This window comes from Pedobacter sp. (assembly GCF_039594775.1).
Taxonomy (GTDB): Bacteria; Bacteroidota; Bacteroidia; order Sphingobacteriales; family Sphingobacteriaceae; genus Pedobacter.
The window spans coordinates 109,961-131,222 of sequence record NZ_JBCNMT010000008.1; the positions used below are offsets into that span (position 1 = coordinate 109,961).

The 21,262-nt window shown below is 37.3% G+C and carries 23 protein-coding genes; 13 read left to right on the forward strand and 10 right to left on the reverse strand.

Features of this window, described 5'->3' with window-relative positions; translation table 11 throughout:
* Window positions 1-68: 68 nt before the first annotated feature.
* Genes ABDV71_RS17015 through ABDV71_RS17025 form a run of 3 tightly spaced genes read right to left on the reverse strand, consistent with a single transcriptional unit; the run spans window position 69 to window position 1,703 of the window.
* Window positions 69-629 (reverse strand): hypothetical protein, encoded by a 561-nt coding sequence (locus ABDV71_RS17015; protein ID WP_343534686.1) that lies wholly within the window; start codon window positions 627-629, stop codon window positions 69-71.
* Between the two features lie 58 nt (window positions 630-687).
* On the reverse strand, window positions 688-1,278 hold the full coding sequence (locus tag ABDV71_RS17020) for a hypothetical protein (protein WP_343534688.1): 591 nt from the start codon (window positions 1,276-1,278) through the stop codon (window positions 688-690).
* Entirely contained in the window at window positions 1,275-1,703 is a 429-nt protein-coding gene (locus ABDV71_RS17025) for a hypothetical protein (RefSeq protein WP_343534690.1), read from the reverse strand. Before ABDV71_RS17025 ends, ABDV71_RS17020 begins: the two co-directional genes overlap by 4 nt.
* Window positions 1,704-2,098: 395 nt before the next feature.
* On the opposite strand from ABDV71_RS17025, the gene ABDV71_RS17030 reads away from it, so the two are divergent.
* Together ABDV71_RS17030 and ABDV71_RS17035 are read left to right on the forward strand one after the other, a co-directional pair.
* A complete protein-coding gene (locus tag ABDV71_RS17030) occupies window positions 2,099-2,842 on the forward strand; it encodes a hypothetical protein (protein WP_343534692.1) in 744 nt (247 codons plus the stop codon).
* 240 nt (window positions 2,843-3,082) lie between these two features.
* Complete coding sequence (locus tag ABDV71_RS17035) at window positions 3,083-3,607, forward strand: sterol desaturase family protein (RefSeq protein WP_343534694.1); 525 nt, start codon at window positions 3,083-3,085, stop codon at window positions 3,605-3,607.
* 102 nt (window positions 3,608-3,709) lie between these two features.
* Here the strand turns inward: ABDV71_RS17035 and ABDV71_RS17040 are convergent, their stop codons facing one another.
* The 6 genes from ABDV71_RS17040 to ABDV71_RS17065 form a co-directional block, all read right to left on the reverse strand.
* A complete protein-coding gene (locus ABDV71_RS17040; RefSeq protein WP_343534696.1) occupies window positions 3,710-5,365 on the reverse strand; it encodes a S41 family peptidase in 1,656 nt (551 codons plus the stop codon).
* A gap of 21 nt (window positions 5,366-5,386) precedes the next feature.
* A complete protein-coding gene (locus tag ABDV71_RS17045) occupies window positions 5,387-5,770 on the reverse strand; it encodes a hypothetical protein (RefSeq protein ID WP_343534698.1) in 384 nt (127 codons plus the stop codon).
* 10 nt (window positions 5,771-5,780) lie between these two features.
* Window positions 5,781-6,245 (reverse strand): hypothetical protein, encoded by a 465-nt coding sequence (locus ABDV71_RS17050; RefSeq protein WP_343534700.1) that lies wholly within the window; start codon window positions 6,243-6,245, stop codon window positions 5,781-5,783.
* The gene (locus tag ABDV71_RS17055; protein WP_343534702.1) at window positions 6,242-6,829 is read right to left on the reverse strand and encodes an RNA polymerase sigma factor; all 588 of its coding nucleotides are present in this window, start codon (window positions 6,827-6,829) and stop codon (window positions 6,242-6,244) included. Before ABDV71_RS17055 ends, ABDV71_RS17050 begins: the two co-directional genes overlap by 4 nt.
* A 351-nt stretch (window positions 6,830-7,180) precedes the next feature.
* On the reverse strand, window positions 7,181-8,353 hold the full coding sequence (locus ABDV71_RS17060; RefSeq protein WP_343534704.1) for a hypothetical protein: 1,173 nt from the start codon (window positions 8,351-8,353) through the stop codon (window positions 7,181-7,183).
* Window positions 8,354-8,506: 153 nt separating this feature from the next.
* The gene (locus ABDV71_RS17065; RefSeq protein WP_343534706.1) at window positions 8,507-9,187 is read right to left on the reverse strand and encodes a hypothetical protein; all 681 of its coding nucleotides are present in this window, start codon (window positions 9,185-9,187) and stop codon (window positions 8,507-8,509) included.
* A 180-nt stretch (window positions 9,188-9,367) separates the two neighbouring features.
* Between ABDV71_RS17065 and ABDV71_RS17070 the strand changes: the two genes are divergently transcribed.
* From ABDV71_RS17070 to ABDV71_RS17095, 6 genes are all read left to right on the forward strand, one after another.
* Complete coding sequence (locus ABDV71_RS17070) at window positions 9,368-9,964, forward strand: sigma-70 family RNA polymerase sigma factor (protein ID WP_343534708.1); 597 nt, start codon at window positions 9,368-9,370, stop codon at window positions 9,962-9,964.
* Between the two features lie 58 nt (window positions 9,965-10,022).
* Window positions 10,023-10,949, forward strand: a complete 927-nt coding sequence (locus tag ABDV71_RS17075) for a FecR domain-containing protein (RefSeq protein WP_343534710.1) — start codon at window positions 10,023-10,025, stop codon at window positions 10,947-10,949.
* 147 nt (window positions 10,950-11,096) lie between these two features.
* The gene (locus ABDV71_RS17080; protein WP_343534712.1) at window positions 11,097-14,528 is read left to right on the forward strand and encodes a carboxypeptidase-like regulatory domain-containing protein; all 3,432 of its coding nucleotides are present in this window, start codon (window positions 11,097-11,099) and stop codon (window positions 14,526-14,528) included.
* A gap of 20 nt (window positions 14,529-14,548) precedes the next feature.
* Complete coding sequence (locus ABDV71_RS17085; RefSeq protein ID WP_343534714.1) at window positions 14,549-15,334, forward strand: hypothetical protein; 786 nt, start codon at window positions 14,549-14,551, stop codon at window positions 15,332-15,334.
* A 28-nt stretch (window positions 15,335-15,362) separates the two neighbouring features.
* Window positions 15,363-16,103, forward strand: coding sequence for a hypothetical protein (locus ABDV71_RS17090; protein WP_343534716.1), 741 nt, complete (start codon window positions 15,363-15,365; stop codon window positions 16,101-16,103).
* A 359-nt stretch (window positions 16,104-16,462) separates the two neighbouring features.
* Window positions 16,463-16,711: a hypothetical protein gene (locus tag ABDV71_RS17095; protein WP_343534718.1), complete on the forward strand. Its 249-nt coding sequence runs from the start codon at window positions 16,463-16,465 to the stop codon at window positions 16,709-16,711.
* A gap of 139 nt (window positions 16,712-16,850) precedes the next feature.
* Here the strand turns inward: ABDV71_RS17095 and ABDV71_RS17100 are convergent, their stop codons facing one another.
* On the reverse strand, window positions 16,851-17,732 hold the full coding sequence (locus tag ABDV71_RS17100; RefSeq protein WP_343534720.1) for a LysR family transcriptional regulator: 882 nt from the start codon (window positions 17,730-17,732) through the stop codon (window positions 16,851-16,853).
* 72 nt (window positions 17,733-17,804) lie between these two features.
* Here ABDV71_RS17100 and ABDV71_RS17105 point away from each other — a divergent pair, with 72 nt between their 5' ends.
* From ABDV71_RS17105 to ABDV71_RS17125, 5 genes are all read left to right on the forward strand, one after another.
* Window positions 17,805-18,332, forward strand: coding sequence for a GNAT family N-acetyltransferase (locus ABDV71_RS17105; RefSeq protein WP_343534722.1), 528 nt, complete (start codon window positions 17,805-17,807; stop codon window positions 18,330-18,332).
* A gap of 3 nt (window positions 18,333-18,335) precedes the next feature.
* Window positions 18,336-19,214, forward strand: coding sequence for a DMT family transporter (locus tag ABDV71_RS17110; protein ID WP_343534724.1), 879 nt, complete (start codon window positions 18,336-18,338; stop codon window positions 19,212-19,214).
* A 97-nt stretch (window positions 19,215-19,311) separates the two neighbouring features.
* Window positions 19,312-19,842 carry an N-acetyltransferase gene (locus ABDV71_RS17115; RefSeq protein ID WP_343534726.1) on the forward strand — a complete coding sequence of 177 codons (531 nt, stop codon included), beginning with the start codon at window positions 19,312-19,314 and terminating at the stop codon, window positions 19,840-19,842.
* Between the two features lie 396 nt (window positions 19,843-20,238).
* Window positions 20,239-20,694 (forward strand): SMI1/KNR4 family protein, encoded by a 456-nt coding sequence (locus tag ABDV71_RS17120; protein WP_343534727.1) that lies wholly within the window; start codon window positions 20,239-20,241, stop codon window positions 20,692-20,694.
* 91 nt (window positions 20,695-20,785) lie between these two features.
* Window positions 20,786-21,244: a hypothetical protein gene (locus ABDV71_RS17125; protein WP_343534728.1), complete on the forward strand. Its 459-nt coding sequence runs from the start codon at window positions 20,786-20,788 to the stop codon at window positions 21,242-21,244.
* Window positions 21,245-21,262 lie beyond the last annotated feature (18 nt).

A 21,262-nucleotide genomic window follows, 5' to 3' on the forward strand; every position in this document is an offset into this window, starting at 1 on the left:
ACTTTGGTTAGTGTTATCAGCTTAGGCACAAGTGGACGCTTGCGCTAGAGCAGGTGTTATGGGTAGTACTATTTATCTAATTTGCCTGTTTTATATTTTCTATCCTGATAAAACGTCAAAAAAAGCAATCCAAAACCACCTGCTAATGAAATATAAAATCCAATTCGTTCTCTTCCTTTAAAATCTCGACTATCCAATATTTTTTGATTTTTCTTTTCGATTTGAAAAGTCTCAAGGTTCAATTTTCCTTCTAGGTTTGAATGGTTGTAAAACACTTTAACGGTGTCGCCAACATAAAGATTATTGTCGAGATGACCATAGGACTGCTGTGGATTATATACACCAAATGTCTGGTCAAAGCCTTGGAGTTTCAAGTAGAATACCTGATTATTCAAAGTTGTCCGATAACGTCCGCTTGTAGAAGTCTGATTGGTCGTTATGCCTTTCTCCAAAATTATCCCCTCTAATTTGTCCACTTTATTTAGGTCTGTCCAGCCATTTTGAAATGTTAAATAGGCACCAAAAAAACAACAGGTGGTTAAAAGAAGTCCGGCAACTAAATTGAAAAATCGTTTAATCGCTCTTGGAATTCTAAACTTTCGTAATGCTCTAAAAATACTATTTGTCATGGGTCGATATTATTTAACCTTTGGTCGCGTTGTAATTACTAGTCAAAAAATTAAATCATTAGTCATTTGTGTCAAAGTCTTCTGCCCACTCAACAATGTCAGTATTGTTGGTTGAAAAAATAATGGTTGCACTATCTCCTATGTTATAGTTTTTAGGGCTTAGGTCATTACTGTATTTTTTACCCTCCAAGTAGAAATCAAAAAATGCGTAAGAGGTTCCCTTTCCTTTATGACGTATATCTATGATTTTAACTTTTTGTAGTTGTCCAAATGTTTTTAGCTGGTCTTTTTCATATTTGTTTAGAGAGGTAACTAATACATAAGCTGTACCCGCAAATAAAATTATAAATAAGGATAAATAACTTGAATTGATAGCTTTTAATTTAGCAGAACCAACTACATCTTTTAAGGCTTGATATTTCTTTTTATCCGATAGCGTTGAAATGCCAAAATCTGTTTTCGTTGGGATAATGATTCTTGTCAATGAAATACTTAAGAACAATGAACCAAAACCCACAAGAAAAAAAGCAATTATCCCTAAGAATTTTTCATTTCCATTTGTCCACCAAACTTTAAATGCAATGAACGCCCCAAACAAAATTATTGAGATATAAATTAACGAGTACTTTATGGCTTGTTTCTTAGTCATTTCCCCACCCTTTTTCTAAAAATCGAAAATGTTGCGGTGTTGAGCAACAGATATAAGATAGAGAAGACAGCTACCGTTTTCATGATACTTCGGTCGTAAGTATGAAAATCAATCCATAATTTTATCAATAAGCCAATTGTACTAACCAAGGGAGTAGCCAAAAATGTTAAAAGCGATACATAGTAGTTATTTCTTATTTTTTCTATTTGGTTTAAGAAAATGGCAAGCGAGCCTACTAGCATGACAAGAAGAAAGATGATCGAAAATCCCAGATTCAAGAGAATGTCCAACATATATAAAAGCTTCTCTATCCAACTTTCGTCAACTGGTTTGGATTCGGCAATCACCATTCTATAAATGATGAATAGGGCAATGCTCATGAGGATATTGACCATCCAAAACCTAAATATTCTTTTTTTAATCATTGATTATCTTCCGAACAGCTTCTTTGTTAAATTCAAGCTTCTAAAATAGGGGTTTATTCTTATGTTATCTTGTTATAGATTCAAGTTGTCTGCAATTATTTTTACGGAACGATGCTGGATTTTCTACTTTTACAGACAAATCTAATAACCTTTGGTTGGTGTTATCACTAACTATTAAACATAGACAGTTAAGTGGTATGGTGATAACACCAACTACAAGTTGAATCTCCTCTATTAAAAGGTGAATGCTGTGGTGAAGCTTTATAAGGACATAGCAAGGATGATGGGGTAAAAGGCTTGCTGACAATAACAAAAAAAGCTATTTTTGTGTGGATATGACATGCACTCTAGGCCATTAGGAAGATATAGAAGCAAGAAAGTCATATGTTATCAAAATGAAAAATATACATATTTTACTGCTCTCAATCTCCACATTTGTGCTTTCTTGCGCTAAAAATGATGAAAACTCACCGACTCCCAATGTAGAAGATCCAAAACTGCCGAGTATTGCGCTTACAAAAGCTACAAATGATAATACGAATTGGAATTTGGAGATAAAAGCAGATAATGCAGACCAAAACCAGCTATGGATTGATGTGAATAACAATGGTATTAAAGATGCTGGTGAAGCAATCACCAATCTTACTTCAACCTCGTCTGTGCCTATGGCTAGCAGAACAATTGTGATACATGGTAAGGTTAACTATTTGTCTTGTCTTGATAACAAACTGACATCGTTGGATGTATCTAAAAATAGCTTATTGAAAACGTTGATTTGTAGTGTAAACCAGTTAAAGACATTAGACTTGTCTAATAATATTGCTTTGGAAAATTTGATTTGTAGCGGTAATCAGTTGGAGGCGTTGGACCTATCGAAAAATATAAATGTTAAATCCATCAATATCAGCTTTAATAAGATTACTGGATCAAACATGGGACAATTTATCAATAATCTGCCAATGCGTACAGCAGAAAATTTTGGAGTTACTTATTTATATAACTTAGATAAGAGTGACTATCGAAACCCTGTTGAATACAATACAGCACCCACAGAAGCCAGTGTTAACATTGCCAAAGCAAAAAAATGGAAATTATTGTACATGAAAGAAAACAATGACAGAAATTGGAGCGAATTGTAAGTATAAGTGACAGGTTTTTTAATGTACCTTCATAACTGCTGCAAATCCTAAATCAACTACGTTTTGAACCTCTTGGCCTTTTTTGAAAAACTATCTTGGTTAGAATGGACTATTTTCAGTTTAATATCCAATACATTTCTGTACCTGTTTTCCATTGGCCTCTACCTTTTTATAGATAGGACCTGTTCGAAAAATAAGATTCAAACTACCGACCATCCTTTCTTGAAAACTGATTTATATGTGAGTTTATTCACCCTGATGCTCAATATAGCGGTTATGTTAATTGGGGTTTATTTATGGAAATTGGGCTGGATTACCTTAAGCGAAGGTAAAACCCTTTGGGTACTTTTTATTGAAATTATAGCCATTATTTTGGTGATGGATCTATTGATGTATATTTTTCATTATCTGGTACATCATCCTTTTATTTATAAAGTATTGCACCGCAAACATCATGAGCATGTAAGTACCAATTATTTGAGCCTTTTTGTATTGCATCCCCTGGAAACTTTAGGCTTTGGCCTCATGATGCTTTTTGTTTTCATGTGGTATGACTTTTCTATATTTTCCATCACCATTTACCTTTTCGTTAACTTAATTTGGGGAACCATTGGTCATTTGAACAGGGAGTTCTTTCCAAAATGGTCGGAGAAGCTGTTTCTGGGAACTACAAAATTCCATAACCAGCATCATTTAAACGAACAAAGAAACTTTGGTTTTTATACTTCTATTTGGGACCGATTATTTAGTACTTATAAAGTTTGAGATTCCAATGGGTTTCTTTCTTCAAAATGGGAAGAAGTTTTTGCTGTCTTTTTTTTAAAAAATTGCACGGAATTAAAATAGTATTAATCAAGAGTTGGTCCTCTATTTTTCTAATTTACCAAACTTCTTTAAGGCATAGTTTAACTGTACATCCCTTTGATGTAGAATGTCCATCAGGTTTGGGATAATGGTATGATCGGGCATCACTCCTCTGTTGAAATATGGTGTTTTTTTAACTGCGTTGACATATCTAAATTTAGGAATGACAATCTGTATTCTGGTGTTAGGAAGTTCCAATCTGATAGTTTTTCCCGAGTTATTCCCTTGGTAAGCACCTGCCGTTTCCTCTCCAATAAATTTTCCCCTGTGATTACTTTTAGCAATGGCACAAAAATCAGCCGTTGTAGAAAAGGAAAGACCATCAATCAAGAATAATACTTTTCCATCGAAACTATTAGATTTAGGTTTTTGGATTTGGGTAAAGCGGTTTCCATTAATGGGTTTTGGGTCATTTGCATGATAAACTGCCTTAAAATAAGCGAAATCCTTTTTTGCTAAATAGGCATATAGTAGTGGACCATATTCGTTAAATCCACCACCATTTCCACGAACATCTACAATGAGTTTCTTTATTTTTCTTTGCTTGAGTTCAGTGAAAGCTTTTTCAAGAAATTTTGGGAAATCTAAGCCCATTTTGGCCAGTCTGCTTTGATCAAAGGTTTTAATAACCAGTGAGGCAATATCATTGTTGATGTAGTTGAGCTGAAGGTCTTTTCCCTTTGGTAGGTTTGGTCCAATTTCGCAATCGAAGTCTTTGGAAATAGAGGCATCTATTTGGCTAGTGATTCTTTTGCCGTTTACTTCCTTGTAGGTTATGGAGAATGAATTGTAGTCGCCAAAAAACAAGCGATAAAGGAAGGAAAATGATCCGTTATTTAAGGTATGTCTTTTTTTAGAATAGCTGTTGCCATCGCTCGGAAGAAGGGTATATAAGGCTTTTTTAATCTGATTGATTGTTTGTCCATTGATAGAAAGAATTTCTGTACCTATCGGGAAATGGTCTAACTTTCCACAACGTACATAAGCACCTTTGCGATCAAAATAAAGTAGTAATGGAAACAACTTTGTACTATCTCGGTAAGCTTTTAAAATCATAGCAGATAGATTTGTACCGGTATGCCCGTCTTGTATTTGACTAATTAATTGCATAATGGTCTTTCCGAATTCAAGTTTTTCCGCCGGACCTTTTATAGATTGTAGCCCCTGATCGAAGAGTTCGTTTATCCGTTTTTTACTTTGATAACGATAAAGGCCGGCATGTGTACTTTCCATATAGTCTCGAAAAATCATGAAATCCATTGCGAGTAATTCCCTACTTATTAATTTGCGATGATCGAGGCGATTTGTTGTGGTATCGCTTTCCATTACAATCTGAGTGTAACAGGTATCTCTTCCTTTAAGTATAATGGCAAAATCATAATTTTCTCCGGGAAGGCAAAGAAAAGAAATAGAGTCTATATCAGTATAAAACGTAATGTTTTTAGCAGTTGCCGATTTAATGGCATGATAACGATCTGGTCTTATTTCTGGAGAAAGTGTCCAAGTATCTGTGAGTAGAACAGGGCCATCTTTGATGGTGATAGCATTTGTATTGGCCTTAATAATGGGTAATTTTTGCTGTGATTTTACTGGTATTACGTAAAAAAATAAGGCAATAACTACTCGGGCCCATAGCGGACATATTTGTTGTTGGTACATAATTGATATAGTTAGAGGGACTTAGGTTTTGTTTTTGTGATATAGGAAATTGCTAAAAAATCCTGCAGCTGTAGATATACATAGAATTGCCAAAGAGTGTAAACCTAAAGGAGGTGTATAATAAACAATGCCAAGTCCTATGCCAAGTCCTATGAAAATGAAACACCATTTTAGGCTATCGTCTCCAGTTTTTTCATCTTTGAATAGGGAGTTGGCCAAACTATCTGGTATACCCCGTTCAATAATTTCTTTTTTGAGGCGATATGCCAGTACTCTTTTGATTATGGATAGTATAAATACCATTACCATAGCCACAACAAAAATCGTGGCACAGATATTAAACGCATCTTCGTCTATGAAGATAGCTGGTTGACTGAAAGCAGTATTGAGCATTGTTGTTTTCATGGTTGTTTAATTAGAAAGTTGAACTGGTTAAATGTTGCAAGTTAGACTGACGTATTGTGGATATTTTTCTTCGATATTTAATAACCATTTCGGCTAAGAGGCCGTATAGAATTAATGTGGCAATGCCAATGATGATGCCATTCGAAAGTAAAAATCCTTTTGATGTTATACGTGAAGCTAAGCAACCAATAATGCCTAATGATAAGGTTAAAAAACTTAAGATACCTAAAGCGAGTATGGAAAAAGAAGTAGGTCTGGGTTTAATTTTTTGCATACTCATTTCAGGAGGCGGTGTTACGGTAAAATCAAAAGTGAGCGCTGGTTGTTCGGCCAATGCCGTAAATATTGTTCTATAAGTGTCAATACTTTTCTTACACTTACTACAATGTTGCAGGTGGTCATAAAATTTACTTTGCTTTTCTGTCCCCAATGCCAATGCTTGTATTTCTTCTTCTGAAAGGTGTTCGTTTTTCATAAATCCTCTTTTTTGTAATCTAATAATATGAGGCCCTTTAGTTTCTTTCTGGCCCTAAATAAATAGCTTTTTAATGTCCCCTCAGGCAGGCCCGTAATGATTGATATTTCTTGATAGCTCAGTTCTTGATAATGATAAAGAGAAATTAGGGTTGCGTAAATGGGGCTAAGCTGATGTATCGCTGACTGAAGTAGATGCTGTAATTCTTTTTGAGATACATAATCCATTGTTTGATTGCTAAAACAATCTGCAAAACGGTTTGCGATTACTTCAAGTGTATCTTGTTCATGTTCTGTGTCATCTATTTTTTCAGATAGAAGTAGCTTTTTTTTCTTCAGATAGTTATAACAAGCGTGATAGGCAATACTGCCTAACCAAGTACTCAATTTGGATTGAAACCTAAAATTGGGTAAATAACGATAGGCGTTTAGGTAAATGTCTTGTATAAGGTCCTTTCTGTCTTCGGCATTAGCAATCATCTTGAAAACAATTTCAGCCACTAATCCTTCCGTGTTTTTTACGAAAAGTGTAAATGCAGCAGGTTCTCGGTTGAGTAATTGTTTTACAAGTTGTTGGTCTTCCAATGGTTATGGACTTTGTTCTGTAAATTAGAAAACTAGGTTCAAAAAAGGTTGCAACCAAACTATATTTTATCAACAACTTTTTTTCACTACTTCTTTACAGATGTTAAGATTTAACAAAAAATGCTGGTTATCTCCATTTATGATAATTTGGTTAATGGAAGGACTTAGTGAAATTCTTATTTGAGTAGAACGATAGAACAATTTGCCATACATTTTTACCAATCGGTACTCAATATTTCGGAAGCTGTTTTTGAAAATTACTTAAAGAAATAGATCATGTATTCATTGATGAAATGACCAGTTCCTATGCCATGCCTGGCATTCATATGAATTGACTGTTGCTAATGAAGCTTATTTCATCTCCACTTCAAATTGATCAATAGTATTATAGTCTTTGTTTTTGATTACTATTTCATAGTTTCCTTTAGGTAGAAAAAGTGATTTATTTTCACTTTGATCAGTAATTTCTACCACTTCACAGGCCACACCATTATTTTCAAATTCTCCTTTTCTATAAGCCAAAACCAGTAGAGGTGCTTGTGAAATTTTAGATTTAGGCAGTGTATATTTCTTTTTGCCTAGCATTGACCAATCGGGTCGGCCATTAACGTATTTTGTTTTTGGATGGATAATCACAATGTCGGTTTGGTTAACCGCTTTATTGCCAGCGTAAATATGACCATCTTTATTTCGCAAAACGATAGGGTAGTTATTGGTGTTTAAGCCAATGAATTTATTTTCATGTTTTTCATCCGACTTTTCCAAAAACATGGTTTGGTCAATGGTGAAAGGGTCAATTTTCATAAATTCTTTTATTCGCCCAGCCAAAGCTTTTTCCCAAGCAGGGTAATCACTTTCAAAAGCATGTGCGTAACCACAATGGATAAGATATTTTCCCTTCGGAGAGTTCTCTATAAATTTTTGGATGTTTCTGGCCTGTTCAATCTCTCTTTCCTTGCCATTTTTTCCTGCTGTAGCTTCATAACCAAATAATACAAAACCTATTTTTAGGGCTTCGGCTACTAAATTCCCAAATTCAGGTTCTTGGGTATAATAGCCACTTTCTATGGTTGGGAACTTTCTTTGGTTAATGTCTTTATCAGAGAGGGCTTCTAATCCAAGGTATCGGTATCCATTATCGTAAAGGCCTTGGAGTAATGATTTGGTGAAAACGCGGTGCTGGGGAATATGGTGCGCCTCGTTAATAAAAATGATTTCTTCGTTTTTAGATTGATCAATAATATATTCGCGGGCATTTAATTGACTATAGTTGTTAAAAAATCCACTATCTATCTTGTTGTATTTAGGAATACCAGCACCATTCTTGTCCCAAATTTCTAAAACTTGTTTATAGTATCCCGAAAAGGATAGCTCTGTAGCCCCAATCTGGTATTTCCAACTGGTGGAGTCGTTCTTGATTTTATGCAGAATATCTTCTGAAAATCGGTAAGCATTATTGGTCGATTGTGCCAGAGCTAAACCAGCATTTAGTAAAGCAAGGAGTGATAGGGTAACTTTTCGCATAGGTTTTTATATTTCAAGTCAATATAGAAAAATCGAAAAAACTTACCCTATAATCAACAAGATTTTTACTGAGGTTTTATCTCCCAATTATCGGTACGAAATGAAGATGCGGGAAGCCCATATTCATGGTGTAGATTGCCTTTTACCCAACCTTTATAGGCATAGCGTGCAGCTAGGTACTTGGCTAAGGAATTGAAATTGGTAATGCATTGGCCAAGGTATGTTCAGCTTAAAATGTTTAACCTTTGGTGGTGTTATCATCAACCAATAGAGTAGACAATTAAGTGGTATGGTGATCACACCAACCACAAGAAGAAAGTATCTGTTATCAGATATTTTTTCTTGTGCTATGTTCTCCATTTTTATCTTAGCTTCGATTTTTTCAATAAAATAGAAAATAATAAGTGGGATAATATTTATATAAAAATAAAATTCTTCACTTTCTTTTAGGTTGTACTTAATATAAAAGGATGATACATTCATGTATATGAACTGAATAAAATCTCCTGTTTTAGCATAACCAAATGAGATGCCAACTCCTGAAATATATTGGAAAGCTACACCTAGGAGATTGATTTGTATAACCTGTGCTAACTGGTTCCATTTAGACAAGGCTAGTCCTTTGGTTTTTCCAATTCTCAATAAATTACCGCAATAAATTGATAATGAGAATAAGGCAATCATTAGCGTGTAAAAAAGTAAACCTAAACCACTGACAGTAGGTTCTTTTGCTAATAAGCTAACAGTGCCGTATAATCCATATAGTCCGCCAATAATTTGATAATAGGCAATAATATTTGATAGTATTTCTGTTTTAAAAGTTGTTGGTTTCATTTAGATGGATTTTTAATATCAGAGCGTTATAAATGTTTTTAAATCTCTTATTTTATGATCAAATATAGCTTTTTTGTGTCGGAGATTTGATCAAGAATATTCATAGATATAATGATGAACGTTACGTTTGTTCATTATAAATTAACAATAGGATAACCTATGCGATGGTAACTTTGCGGGGTGAATACAACCCTTAGCGATCAATATTTAATTACTGCCATGCAAAGCGGCGATCAAAAGGCTTTTGAAGCACTTTATGAACGCTATTGGCCGGAAGTGTACACGATGATCTATCGACGTATTCACGATAGGGAAGTAGCGAAGGATATTGTACAGGATATTTTCGTGAACCTTTGGCGTTACCGTGACAGGGTCATCGCGGAAGACTCACTGGCACCTTTGCTAAACGTTACGGCCAAAAAGCAAGCCATTTCATGGTATAGAAAGCAAACCGCAAGTAAGCAACGAGAATTGTTGTACCATGAAGATGAAGTGTTGATAGCCCCATCTACCACCGAACTGGAAACTAAAGAACTGCAGGATTTATTGGATAGCGAAATTGATAAGATGCCCACCAATATGCAACAGTCATTTCGTTTAAGTCGCTACGAAAACAAATCTATCAGGGAAATCGCTTCAGAGCTTTCTCTTTCCGAGCAAACGGTACGGAACAATATTTCCATGGCCTTAGAGCGTTTGAGGTTGCAAACACGTAAATTCTATTCAGAGCCAGTCAACTTAGCTGGAGTGCTGGCTATTCTGTTAACAAAGATTTAATCTAATCATAGCTATTTCTTAAAGTACATTTTGGCTTTTGCTGCGAAGAGTTAAATGTATGGCAAAGAAAAACGTGTTCGCCGAAAGGCGTAAAATAGAGCAACAGGCCGAAGCTTGGTTTGATCGTACCCATGATGATATTCCTTTTGAAACCTTTGCTAACGAGCAGGACAAGCTACGTACAGGCGAAGAGATGCTTGGCGAAATTCGTCGCAAAATCAACAGGCAGAAACTCTATAAGCTGTGGCGTAATGTAGCCGCCGCTGCAATAATCGTTATTTCGGTAGGTACATGGGCCTATCGTAACCAACAAAGCTCAAATTCCTCAACAATTACGCAGGCGTGGGATAGCTACGCAGCTAAAAAGAGCGAATTCAAGAAAATTCTATTGCCCGACAGTTCGGTCATTTACTTAAGGCCAGGCGCCAAAGTGGCTGTTGCGCATCCATTTAAACAACAAACCCGTCAGGTAAAATTAGAAACGGGAGAAGTGTACTTTGAAGTAAGCCATGATCCTGCACATCCATTTTTGGTGACTACCGGACAAATTACTACCCAAGTACTAGGTACCAAGTTTATCATCAACAACGATCCTTTGCTGGCCGATATCCGTGTGGCTTTACTAAGTGGAAAAGTAGCGGTGCGTAGTCAAAGTACAGCTTTAGGAGTGTTGTTGCCAAACCAACAGCTTTCATTTAACCGATATAGGGAAACCGTTAAGCTGGAAAGCAGCAAGGCCTACACCAGTGAAAATTGGTTAAACGGAGAATACGTGTTAGAAGATGTACCGCTAAAATCATTTGCCGAAACCTTTGGCAATGCCTTTTCAATGGACATTAAATTTGAACAAAAGGCACTTGAAAAATTGCATGTTTCTATACAGTTCAATAAAAGCGACCGCCCTCAAAGCATTTTAAATCAATTAAAGCTCATTCACGGACTACATTATCAAATTAAAGACAAGGAGGTGATCTTGATGAAATAGTCTACTAAAAAAAACAAAACCGGTACCTATTGGATAGATACCGGGTATTTAGGCGCTTGCTAGTTGACAGAAAATTGCCGCTTCCTAGTCATGATCATTGCAAACGCCAGGTTTAACTCGTAAACATCATAAAAGTATTAAAAATTAATGTCTATAATTAAAATAGGTGTGAAAATATCACTGATCCTATATTTTATCTCTATCAATATCATGACTTCGCTGTTTGCCGGCGAAGCCCATTCACAGGGACTGGAAACAAAAGTTGATATCCAGTTTAGAGAAGGTCAGCCACTATCGGTAGCCTTGGAACAATTGCGTGCTAAAGCCAAGGTAAGGTTTGCCTATGATCCATCGTTGGCTAAAAATGTATCGGTTAAGGCCGCAAACTATCATGAAGAAAAGCTAAAAAATATCCTTAACCAATTGTTGCAGCACAGTAATGTTGCCTTTAAAGAACAAGGTGGCTCGGTGGTTTTATATCCCAAAAAAGAGGAAGCTTTTAAATCACCAAAACAACAACCGGGTCGTATTGCAGGTAAAATCATCGACGATCGGGGCGAGCCCTTACCGGGGGCCAATATCAAGTTGGTACAAACAGGGCAGGGGGCTCAAACTAATGTAGATGGAACCTATACCTTTAATGTTCCAGCGGGGATTTATACCCTTGAAATAAGTTTTATCTCTTTTCAAAGCAAGCGCATTACCGAAGTAGAAGTAAAGGCAGGTCAGTTAACCAACCTTGACGTGGTGCTTAAACCCGCTACCAACAGTTTAAATCAGGTAGTGGTAACGGGAACATTTAAAACCGAAAGCATTAATGCCCTATATGCCCGTCAAAAAAACGATGCCAGCATTTCCAATGGAATCAGTCGTGAACAAATTTCGGCTTTGCCAGATAAGAATATTGGCGAAACCTTGAAACGTATTGCGGGCGTAAGCACTACCGACAACCGTCGTGTGGTAATCAGAGGTATTGCCGAACGTTATAACGTAGCCATGATGGATGGTGCCGCTTTACCAAGCACCGATGTACAGGTACGCGATTTCGAGTTCGATATTATTCCAAGCAATTTGGTAGACAACGTAGTGGTATCCAAAACCGCTACACCCGATATGAGCTTTGGCTTTGGAGGTGGTATGGTGCAATTAAACACCATGGCCATTCCCAACAAAGACTTTATCTCTTTAAATATCGGTACCAAATACATCAACGGAAGCACGGGTAAAGACTTCTTAGGCTACCAACGAGGTAAGCAGGACTATTTTGGTTTCGACGATGGGGGCAGAGATCATTTTCCAAAGGACTTGGTGATTTTTACCCAATCAAACTATAATCCTACCAATCCGGCAGCGACTTTGCCGCCTGCTGGGGTGCCAAAAATTACCCCTGAGATGATTGCCGCACAGAACAAGCGAATCGGTGGATTGGAAAGATTGGGCACTCGAATTTATCAAACCGCTCCCGGACAAAACTATCAGTTTAGCGTAGGCCGTAGCTATGATCTAAAAAGTAGCCGCTTTGGTTTTGTGGGTTCTATTAGCTATCGCAATGAACAGGCTATAGATAATATTATGCACTTCGAGCGTGGTAGCTTTAACAAGATGAATAAAAACCTGTATGATCCAGTAAGCCATCAGGAAATTAACCAAAGTGCTGCCAGTCAGTATAATTTTACCACTAGCTTGGGCGCTTTGATCAACATGGGCTGGAATCATAAAAACCATAAAATTACTTCACACAACTTTTATTCGAGGGTATTTGCTAACCAGTTCTTTCGTATCTCGGGATGGGGAGAAGATGTTGGCTATGGTGATAATCCGGCAATTAACGAATATGACCGTCCCAAATTTATCGACCTATTGCAAAACCGCGTAGCAGGGGAACATCATTTTGGGAAGTTTAAGTTCGATTGGGGAGTGGCCCGTAACAAGGTGAGCAATCACGAGGAAGATGCTGTAGATGCAAACTTAGGCCCACTTAAGACACTTAATAGTACTAATTACATTTACCAGCTCGGTAACTTCACCAATAACCCGGGGCCATTGAGCCGCTCGTCTTACAAGTACGTGGAAACCAATTGGGCGGCTGATGCCGCTTTGAGTTACAAGTTCAATATTGGAAAGCATCCTCAAGTATTTAAAGCTGGATATCAATTTTTAGAGAAGAAAGGTGATTTTGCCTGGAGCGTTTTACCTGTTGGCGCTGCAGCAGGTTTTGCCGATGCCTTTAAACCTATACAACAATGGGACATCAATTTTAATGATCCATTGCACAACATGTTCTATTACCCTTCCGACTTTAACAATAATAACTATACCGGAAAGAACAACAACCAAGCTTGGTACGGTATGATGGACAGTCGTTTCAGCAGTTGGTTACGTTTGGTATGGGGAATTAGGGGCGAATATTACCGTTACGATAAAATCAAGGATTCTGCCGCCGATAAGGTCGCTAAATCTGATATACAAAACCTGGATAAGAAACGTTACGTAGATCCAGAAACGGGTAATTTGGTACACCAAACCCAAGATGCTAGTGCTGATGAAAAAAGATGGCTTTACATGCCTTCTGCTAATTTGACCATCACGCCAGTTACCGACTTTAACATTCGTGTTGCTTATGCCAAATCGGCCGTTAGACCTGCCTTAATTGAAAATTCTAGTTTCGCACGCTACAACTACATGTATGGCCGCATACAACGTAACGTAGGAGTAATCTCTACCATCATTTCTCATTACGATTTAAGGGCCGAATGGTATCCGTCTGCTGGTGAGGTGATCTCTGTGGGTTATTTCAAAAAGTACTTTAAAAACCCTGTGGAAATGTATTTGGACATTACCAATAGCAGCGGCGCTGTTGATTTGCTTACCGCTAACTCAGACTATGCCAACATTAAGGGCTGGGAATTCGATTTCCGTAAAAATTTGGGTTTCATTAACGGCAGCTGGAAGTTTTTAAGCAATATGTATTTCAGTGGTAACCTAACGCTGCAGAATTCAGAAGTACAGGCCAGTGCCTTCCGCTATACTACCATGGGTGTTGGCTCAGATAAAGACGGCAGAACTTACACCTATAAAAGTAAAACTTACTTACGAGAGAAGCGACCACTATACGGACAGGTACCCGTACTGTATAATGTGGCGTTGCAATATGTAGGAGAACGTTTAAGCGCCAACATAGCTTTCAACCATTCGGGCTATAAAACCTTTACGGTAGGTATGCAGCCTCAGTATTCGGAAATGGAGCGTCCGCGTAACCAATTGGATGCTCAACTAAGCTACAAACTGCTGAAAAGCAAAAAAATGGAAGCAAAGCTGAACATGAGCAATCTGTTGAACAGTCCATACCGCTTCTTCATCAACTCTCAGGAAACTTATAAGTTAAAGCCGGGTACCAGTACCATGTTTATGAAAGAGTGGTCGGATGTATACGAATGGAAATATGGTTTTACGGATAAGTATGAAGAAGGATATTTTGAACCGAGCGATGGCGGGAAAATGAGACGCGTTGGCGATATAGAGACTTTTGCCCGTAAGGTAGGTACCTCGTTCAGCTTAAGCCTCTCTTATCATTTTTAAACTCATTTAAACATACAGCAATGAAATTAAATAGATTATACCTGGCCTGCCTAAGCACTATGTTGATGGCATTGGCCGCATGTAATAAAGAAGAACAATTTTATAAAGACCAATTGTACCGTATTAACGTAAACGGTTATAACGGAAGTACTGAGCAATTGGACATTAAAGTGGGCTCAATGATATTCTCTGGCCCGATATTGCCCAATACCAGTTTCAATTTAACCGATGGGTACGCCTTTAATTCGTCAGAAAATAAGCTTAAGCTTAACGTTTTTGAACATGGTACCGGAAAATTGGTGCTGGAAAAAGAACTGAAAAAGGAAGATGGTGAGGCAAATGTGAACTTTCTGTACATGGATGGTAAAATAGGTCCAATGCCTACTAAGCCTGCTGTAGAAAAGGACAAAATTACTTTGGTGTATATGTTCCAGCCCACCATCACCAATTATACCGAACCTGTTGATTTTGTAATAGGGAAGTATTACCTGACCCCACAGGTTTTTGAGGAGTTAACGAGAGTGAAAAACGTGAAGCCCTACGAGTTCAGTAGGCCAGTAAGCGTCGGAACCTTTTCTACCGCCCGACAAGAGTATAACGGCGTCATGACCTCGGTATCATTTGTAGTACGTATATACAAAGCCGGTACCAACGTACCTTATGTTGATGGGACTAGCTACACTTGGCATCCACTTACTTCTACTGCTCCAAAACCAGGTGCCGGTACAGCTGTTTCAAAACTTTACATTTTCTCTGAAGCTCCAGAAGGGGGTATGATGAGATTTTTTACGCGATTAGAATTATAATAAACAAATGAAACAAAACCTCATGAATATGAAAAAACTAGCATGTTTGGTGGCGTTGGTCACTACATTTGCCGCATGTAATAAGAGCGACATCACCACCAAGGCTGTGAGTATACAAATTGGCGGCTACAATGTAGGCAATAGCGAATTGCAGGTAACCATAGATACCGTAGTTTACAACAAGTTTAATACTGGACCTGATAAATTGCTGAATTTCCGTAACGTGTATACTTATCCGTCTACCCAAGGGCAGGCCATATTGAAAATAAAAGATCTGATTTCAGGAAAAGAAGTATATCAAACTTCGCTCACCTTGGGCAGCAAAGATTTGGAGCGCTTTTTCCCCTTTGTTTTCCTTAACGGAAGCCCATTGGAAATCAAGGCGCCTGCAGCAGATCCAGCAACCAATAAAATGGCCTTTTATATTTATTACCCGCAAAGTGATGATGCGTTGGATGTTTACATGAAAAATAAAGAAAATGAAATCGTATATATTGCTAAAAATGTAAAGCCGGGAACTTGGGCCTATTCAGAATATAACACGACAACAGGTTTCACTAATCTTAGCGAAACTTACACTTGGTATTTTGTGAAAGCGGGCACTACCGATCAATGGGCTTTTAATGATAGCGAATGGATGAGCCAGTACGCTACGGGAACACTTTCAATTCCTAAAAAGGGAGAAAAGGGTAGGGTACAAACTTATTTTGTAACACCAAGTACTAACCAATTAGACGTAGCTTCCTTGTTTAAGCAGGTAAATTATTAAGCGCTCAACAAATACAACATAGATTGCTTCGTAAACTTGCAATGACGCTATAGGTAGGTTACGAACTTTGTCAATCCTATCTGCATGATGTATAGTAGGATTGACAAAGTTTTATCTAGCAAATGCATGAAATCTGAATGATTACATCATTTTGAGGCACAGCCAGTTCGGACCATTCGGGAAAGCAATTTTAAAACGACGAAGGGTAGGCTACGAACTTTGTCAATCCTATCTGCATGATGTATAGTAGGATTGACAAAGTTTTATCTAGCAAATGCATGAAATCTTAACGATTATGTCATTGTGAGGCACAGCCAGTTCCGATCATTCGAGAAAGCAATTTTTTTCAAAACCTAAATATGAAAGCCATTAATAAACAAGAACACCATTCGGTTTTATATGCCCTTAAGCAAATGGAAAGCTTGTTGGGCGAAGGTACTGATGGTACTGCTCAAAATGCCAAGGCACTGGCTAAACTATATCAACGCTACCAAATATTGCTTGCAGATCTTTCGGTTTGCATTAATGAATACGAAACCCTGCATCATCATTTAAGGGTGAAGGTATTGGCACCAGCTTTAAGAAAAGCCAAAAGAATGGAAGGTTAGGGATATATGTTGTAAATCCAGATATGGTCTAAGTGTATTTAGAGATTGCTTCGTGCCTCGCAATGACGCTTTAATTAATGTAACAGCTTTCCTATTATCTGTCATTGCGAGGCACGAAGCAATCTTAAAACGATAATAACTAATCAACTTTGCCAATTTTATTTAAAATCAACTGTAATACATTAGACAGTGTAGGATTTTGGTCGTCAGTTCTCCAGTTCAGGTACAGGTCGGTTTTAAAAGGAAGCTTAATAAACCTTAAACCCGGACTATCATGATATTGATAAGAATCGGGCAAAATGGCAATACCAAGCCCTTTTCTTACCAAGGCAATAATGATCGCACCAAACTCTGAGTGCAGATAAACATTAGGTGTAAAATCAAAATTGCTAAACACCTGCTGGATAATGTGGCCATAACTACTTCCCTCGTCAATAGTAGGCAGTATAAATTTTTGCTGGGACAATGTTTCAGTGCTAAGATCTTCGATACTTTGGAAAGGATGGTTTTCGGGAACTACCAAAGCCAAATGATCGGTATAAACCTTTTTCGATTTAATGCCCTGTAAGTTATTAATGTCTCTGGCAATGATCAGGTCAACTTTATAGTTCCTTAAAAACTCCTGTTGGTTTTCATATAAAACCTGAACCAGTTCTACCCGTAACTTTGGATATTCTGCGGCAATGTGCGCTAAGATCTCGGGCATAATAGAAGCAGAGATCGAATCGGGATAGGCAATCCTGATGGTACCACTCTCGCCCAAATGGATCTGTTTGGCAAATTGGTGGATAAACTCAATCTCGTTGATTTCTACTTCCCATTTACCTCTTAAAAAGCGACCTGCTGGCGTGAGCTTTACATTTCGTTTGTTACGCTCGAACAGTAATAAACCCAATTCATTTTCTAGAGATTGGATTTGTCGGGTAAGCGCAGATTGCGTAATGTTCATTTTTGCTGCGGTGTTCCAATAGTGAAGCTCTCGGGATAAGGCCAAGAAATATCTAATTTGTTGCAAGTCCATTAATGCAATATATGCATTAATAAATGATAAAATAGCATTTTATTGCATTTGTTCGCTGCCTAAATTTGTGCCATGGAGAATATCATGATAAGACCATTAAACCTCACCGATGTAAACGCCCTTCAACAGATCAGTAGGATAACTTTCTTGGAAACTTTTGCCAAAATCAATACTGAAGAAAACATGCGTAAATATTTAGATGAAAGCTTTTCTACAATGCAGTTGAGCGAGGAATTGGGTAACTCCTTATCTCAGTTCTACTTTGCCGAGCTCAACAATGAAGTGATTGGCTACTTGAAACTTAATACAGGGCAGGCACAAAAGGAAAACGCTCATGAAAATGCTTTGGAAATAGAAAGGATATACGTACTGCAAGATCATCACGGTAAAAAAGTGGGGCAATTACTTTATCAAAAAGCCATGGAAGTTGCCCAACAACTGAAAGTGGAGCATGTGTGGCTGGGTGTTTGGGAAAAGAACTTTAGGGCTATGAGCTTTTACAAAAAGAATGGTTTTGTAGCCTTTGACGAGCATGTTTTTGTGTTGGGCAACGACCGCCAGATTGATATTTTGATGAAAAAAGACTTAAACGCTAACTAAGAGATGGAAAAGAAAAACGTATTACTTATTTTATTGATTTTGGGCACTGCCTTTTGGGGCATTTCATTTTCGGTAACCAAATTAGCCATGGGCAGCCAATCGCCCAATACCTTTCTTTTCTATCGTTTTTTAATGGCAACACTAGTACTGTCCATCATTTTTTGGAAACATTTGGTGAAAACAGATATAGTGGCTATTAAAACAGGCGCAATATTGGCCATTCCTTTGTTTCTGGGTATTCAATTGCAAACCTTGGGCATCCAAAATACCCCAGCTTCGCAATGTGCCTTTATTGCGGGAACCAGTGTAGTGATTGTGCCGCTATTTAAGTTAATGCTCTATCGCAAAGCGGCACCCTTTAAAATATGGATTGCAGCCACTGTGGCACTCATTGGCCTATTTGTAATTTCTGTAAACGGGCAATTAACCATTGGCACGGGCGACTTATATACCATTGCGGGAGCATTTTGTTTTGCTGCTTACCTTATTTTGGTAGAGCAACAAGCTTCAAAAAAGAGCTTGGTGCCTACCATTATTCCTATGTTTGCCACCTGTACCTTGTTAACCTTTGGCTTGTCACTAGGCGATGCTCAGGCAAATTGGTTTCCAGAGAGCGATACCTTTTGGATAGGCATTGTCTTTTGTGGGTTGTTTTCTACCGCTTACATGTATTCAATCTCCAATATTGCACAACGATACATCAGCGCAGAAAGGGTAGCGGTAATCTATCTTTTTGAACCTGTATTTGGAGCCATTGCAGCTTTCTTTATTTTGGATGAAAATCTAACTTGGCGTTTGCTTTTGGGAGGGGCACTTATCTTTATTGCCACCTTAATATCCGAAGTAAACTTTAAAAAGAAATCGTTACAGAGAGCAGTTTAACTGGGGTGCCATCTGTGGTATGGATATGTTTTTATGCCTGCGTGGAAATGCTTTACTTTGGAGAATATAACCCCAGTTGTTTAATAAGCGCGTGAAAATGAACATCCACATCAGAAAAGAAGAAAGCGAAGATTTTAAGGCCGTATTTGACCTTGTTAAAGATGCCTTTGAAAAAGAGGAAATGAGCGACCATCAGGAACAATATTTGGTGGAAAGGTTAAGGAAATCAGATGCTTTTGTACCAGAACTTTCGTTGGTGGCCCAAATTGACGAAAAGATAGTTGGTTATATCCTACTTACAAAAATCAAGATTATCGATAATGAAAGGGTAAGCGAAGCACTGTCTTTGGCCCCCATTGCGGTATTGCCCGCCTATCAGGGCAAGGGTGTAGGAGCACAATTGATTAAATATGCACACGAAAAGGCAAAAGCATTAGGCTTTGGTGTAGTGGTTTTGTTGGGACACGAAAACTATTATCCAAAATTTGGATATGAAATGGCCAAAAAGTACGGCATTCAATTACCTTTTGAGGTGCCCGATGAGAATTGTATGGTGATTGCCTTAACGGAAAACGCATTGCAACAGGTAAAAGGAACAGTTCAATATCCCAAAGCATTCGGAATATAATCTCCTAGTCGTTCGTTAAGGCCTTTTTGTGGCCCAACAATGCGCTGTTGTTATACAACAATTCTCTTTTGTTGGGTAACATGGTGCTATTTTCAGGCAGATTTTAGCTCAATGTAGGGTAACATTTGTCTTTTGTAGGGTAACATTTGCGCTTTGTGATGCAACAAGGCTCCATTGTTGTATCACATTTATTTCTTGTAGCGAAACATTGGTTCTTTGTTGCTTTTGTTATCCTTTTGGAAACCTAAATCTAGTGGAGCAAAAACTATAATGTATGTGTAAGTGCCATTTTTAAAGAAAAATTGGTTGATAAATTTGGTAGAACTTTATCTATTAAAATAATAATGCAAGAAGTTGTCAATACACCTAGATTAATTAAATTTATTGAATTAATAAATGGAAATACAATATTTAACCTATTTAAGAGATAGTCCAATTGGAAACTGGCCAATTAAACCAATCTCTCTCAGTGAAATTGAACAGCTAGAAACCCTGTACAATAATGGTGATTCTTTTCCAAAGGCGTTGAAGGAGTTACTTTTTTTAGCTGGAAAATACTGTTATGTATTGGATTATGGAGTTTTCGATGATTTGCAAGAAATGCAAGATTTTGTAAGAAGTGAAATGGCAGAGGAGAATAAAACCATAACCCGTCCATTTTTTGCGATAGATGTGTACAATCTTGGTGATCAATTTATTTTTGTTTATCTGGATGAGGGAGATGACCCACCAACCTACGAGTTACATTATTACTCAGATGATAATGACTGGATTTGGGAAGTTACACCCACTTTGTCAGAGTTAATTAATCAAGGTATAGATAAGGTAAAGCAAAGTATAAATCCATTCTAAGTCTCATGTATAAAAATAAGTATTAGCATGTATAGCGTAGTTTCTAAAAAGGCCGATTAACTAGCAGAAGGAAAGTCTAATTATTAAAAGTGTGGCAATAGAATTAATTTATTACAAAGATAAAGGATTTCAGATATCAGATATTTTTATGCAACTGGCAATATATTATATTAATGAAGAGTTAAAAAAGAATCAATACATATTTATAAATAAAGATTCTCTTCAGAAATATCATGAAAGCATAATAAATGGTCATATGGCTGGTTGGTTGGTTTTAGATTGGGATACTATTATAGTAAATAATGTTGAGGAGCAAACTATGATTCAAATTCTTCAAATCGTGAAAACTACAATTCGGAATAAGGGAAGTTATATTTCTATAGCCGAGCTACAAGGGATTCCAACTATCGATAGAGATTTTAAGCTGTTCTATAGCAGAAAAGAATTTCCTACATCAGAATTAATAAAGATTGTTGATGCACTCATAGAAATGCTACAAGGAACTTGGGAATTCACTAATTATGATATAGATATTGATTATCGGTATTAAAAATACTATTTGTACTGG